Genomic DNA, 2,185 nt, shown 5'->3' with positions numbered 1-2,185 from the left:
GTAGGTGTAGGTGTAGGTGTAGGTGTAGGTGTAGGGGAGGATGGTGAACTACATATCCAGATCCGAGCACAGATTGCTGATTCTTACGAGCGCCTGTACGCTCCAGAAATCAAACAGGCGTCGATATGAACATTAAACACATCAAACTCAAAAATTGGCGTAATTTTCAGACCGTTGAAGTTCCGCTGGCTGATACGACGTACATCCTTGGAGCCAACGCCTCTGGAAAATCTAACTTTCTTGATGTGTTCCGCTTTCTCCGAGATGTCTCCAAGCGGGAGGGAGGCGGCCTGCAGAAAGCGGTGTTAGACCGCGGCGGCATGTCTAAGCTGCGCTGCTTACACGCACGACGATCTCAAGTCAGCATTGAGGTAAATCTTCTTAGCCCGACCGGCACACGATGGCGCTACACGCTTGAGTTTAAGTCCGAGGGTAAGGGTGCTCAGCGTATACTGGTATCCAAAGAGGAGGTGCATAGGGACGATGCACTCGTTTTAACGCGCCCCAATGAAGATGACGGGCGCGATCCGACTCGCCTGACTCAAACGCATCTCGAGCAGATTCAAGCAAACGAGTCATTTCGCGAACTAGCCGAGTTTTTCTCAGAAACGACATACCTTCATCTCGTTCCTCAGCTGCTGAAGCACAGTCAACAGATCGGTGGTCAAGTGCTTGAAGATGATCCGTTCGGCCAAGGCTTTCTGGAGCGGATTGCGCGCGCTCAGGAGCGCAGCCGCATAAGCCGTTTGGCTAAAATACAAAAGGCTTTGCAGATCGCTGTGCCACAATTTGAAGAGCTTAAGTTTGAGAAGGACGAGTTTACAGGTCGTCCTCACCTAACGGCACGTTTCAAGCACTTTCGACCCAATGCTGGCTGGCAGAGGGAAGAGCAATTTTCTGATGGGACACTGAGGTTATTGGGACTACTGTGGTCTCTTCTTGAGAGCTCTTCTCTTTTATTAATGGAGGAGCCAGAGCTTTCATTAAACTCTTCAATTGTACGTGAGATTCCGGAAATGATGCATCGAATACAAAGACAAAGTAAGCGTAGACGTCAGATCTTCATTTCCAGTCACAGCGAGGCTCTACTTAGCAACCAGGGTATAGATGCAGGCGGCGTCTTACTGGTAGAGCCGGGAGAGAACGGATCAACTATTCGTGAAATGGATATCAGAGAGGCGAACGCGATCAAGGATGGCTTCTCCATCGCTGAGGTAATTCTACCTGCGGCACGGCCGACCTTGACGAAGCAGATCTCGATGGCCTTTGAATGATCGTGATCAACACGGCGACCGAAGATGAGCTTTCTGAGGTAGTTGCGGTCAAACTGGTAAGAGAGGTCGTTCCGGGCGGCACTGTCGGCTTGAAGCTGCGTAAAGGCGGTGTTGGATATTTGCGGTCAAGTTTTAGCAAGTTTTGTCAGATGGCTCAACGAGAGCACGTCTTACTCTTGGCCGATCTCGATCGTCAACCGTGTGCATCCGGTCTAATCGCCATTTGGTCGGGGAATGAATCTCTTCCCGACAAGCTACTATTCCGCGTTCCCGTTCGCGAGATTGAGGCTTGGCTGTTGGCCGATCGGCAGGGAATGGCCGAGCTGCTAGGAATCAGCGAAGCCGGACTTCCATCAGAACCCGACACCCTGTCTGATCCAAAGCAAGTCTTATTAAATGCGGCTCGCAACGCCGCGCGAAGCATCCGGTCGGAACTGATCGCAAGCCGGGGAGCGCTCGCTTTACAGGGTCTCGGCTACAATCGGATTCTTTCCCAATATGTAGACACGCTCTGGAGCATCGACCGCGCGGCGGGGAGATCGGCAAGTCTGCGCAGAGCGGTCGATCGATTGGCAGCCCTGGCGTGACCATACGTTATTCCGCAGCCGGCAGGTAAACCTCTCCGCCGCTCTCCCGGAACCGTTCGCTCATCCCCGCCATTCCGGCCTCCGCGTCCTCGGCAGCTAGAAACGTCTCCACGCCCGCATTCTGCTTGGCCGCGAAGTCCCGCACCTCCTGGGTGATCTTCATCGAACAGAATTTGGGGCCGCACATCGAGCAGAAATGGGCGGTCTTGGCGCCTTCCGCCGGCAGGGTCTGGTCGTGGTAGGATTCGGCGGTGTCGGGGTCGAGCGAGAGGTTGAACTGGTCGCGCCAGCGGAACTCGAAGCGGGCGCGGCTCAGCGCGTCGT

Annotated in this window: 3 protein-coding genes; 2 read left to right on the top strand and 1 reads right to left on the bottom strand. The window is 54.1% G+C overall.

Going from position 1 to position 2,185, the window contains the following annotated elements; all coding sequences use genetic code 11:
- Positions 1-125 precede the first annotated feature (125 nt).
- Positions 126-1,274 (top strand): AAA family ATPase, encoded by a 1,149-nt coding sequence (locus tag ACFE7F_RS10415; protein WP_375403783.1) that lies wholly within the window; start codon positions 126-128, stop codon positions 1,272-1,274.
- Positions 1,271-1,861, top strand: coding sequence for a hypothetical protein (locus ACFE7F_RS10410; RefSeq protein WP_375403782.1), 591 nt, complete (start codon positions 1,271-1,273; stop codon positions 1,859-1,861). The genes ACFE7F_RS10415 and ACFE7F_RS10410 overlap by 4 nt, the downstream gene beginning before the upstream one ends.
- Before the next feature lie 7 nt (positions 1,862-1,868).
- Here the strand turns inward: ACFE7F_RS10410 and ACFE7F_RS10405 are convergent.
- A partial coding sequence (locus tag ACFE7F_RS10405) for a phosphomethylpyrimidine synthase ThiC (protein ID WP_375403781.1) occupies positions 1,869-2,185 on the bottom strand: 317 nt, incomplete at its 5' end.

Source organism: uncultured Sphingomonas sp. (genome assembly GCF_964235535.1).
GTDB lineage: Bacteria > Pseudomonadota > Alphaproteobacteria > Sphingomonadales > Sphingomonadaceae > Sphingomonas.
Note: the sequence above shows the minus strand (reverse complement) of the source record. Positions and strands in the feature narration are given on the sequence as shown.

Coding starts and splice junctions, on each gene's coding strand:
- ACFE7F_RS10415 (WP_375403783.1), top strand. CDS start 126: ATGAACATTAAACACATCAAACTCAAAAATTGGCGTAATTTTCAGACC.
- ACFE7F_RS10410 (WP_375403782.1), top strand. CDS start 1,271: ATGATCGTGATCAACACGGCGACCGAAGATGAGCTTTCTGAGGTAGTT.